Raw genomic sequence first — 591 nt, forward strand, 5'->3', positions numbered from 1 at the left:
CTGCTGCGACAGGATTTCCGGCAGGGCTTTACGCACGTGATTTATCCCCACTGGCAGCACCAGACCAAATTCACTCAACAGCCCCCGGATTTCATTGCACAGTGCCGTCCGCTCGCGGATGATCCTGGCCCGGACCCGGTGCTCTGCCTGCAGCGTCTGCTGTGCTTCCGATTTGAGAGCGACAAAACGCATACCAGGCCTGCTGATGGCCTCGCAGATGGCTGCTGCATCATTGGCGTCGTTTTTGTTTCCTTTAAGATAAGGTTTGACGAGTTTCGGCGGAATAATACGCACGGTATGACCCATGCGGGTGAGCTCGCGAGCCCAGTAATGGGAAGAGCCACAGGCCTCAATACCAATAAGACAGGGAGAAAGGCCGGAGAAAAACGTCATCATGTGGGCACGGCGCAGGGTTTTTCGCAGTACCACTTTTTCATGGTGATCGACGCCGTGGATCTGGAAAACATTTTTTGCAAGATCGAGACCAATACGCTTAATATTCATGACGGACACCTCCACCTGGGAACTGAGTACACCTCAGTCTGGCACATTGATGCCGTAAGGCGGGAGGTGTCCATCACATCGGCCTAC

Annotated in this window: 1 protein-coding gene; it reads right to left on the minus strand. The window is 54.1% G+C overall.

Features of this window, described 5'->3' with window-relative positions; genetic code table 11:
- On the minus strand, nucleotides 1-504 hold a 504-nt coding region (locus tag A7589_RS22545), incomplete at its 3' end, for an IS110 family RNA-guided transposase (RefSeq protein ID WP_108189034.1).
- Between the last annotated feature and the right edge of the window lie 87 nt (nucleotides 505-591).

This window comes from Escherichia sp. MOD1-EC6475 (assembly GCF_003046645.1).
Classification (GTDB): Bacteria; Pseudomonadota; Gammaproteobacteria; order Enterobacterales; family Enterobacteriaceae; genus Escherichia; species Escherichia ruysiae.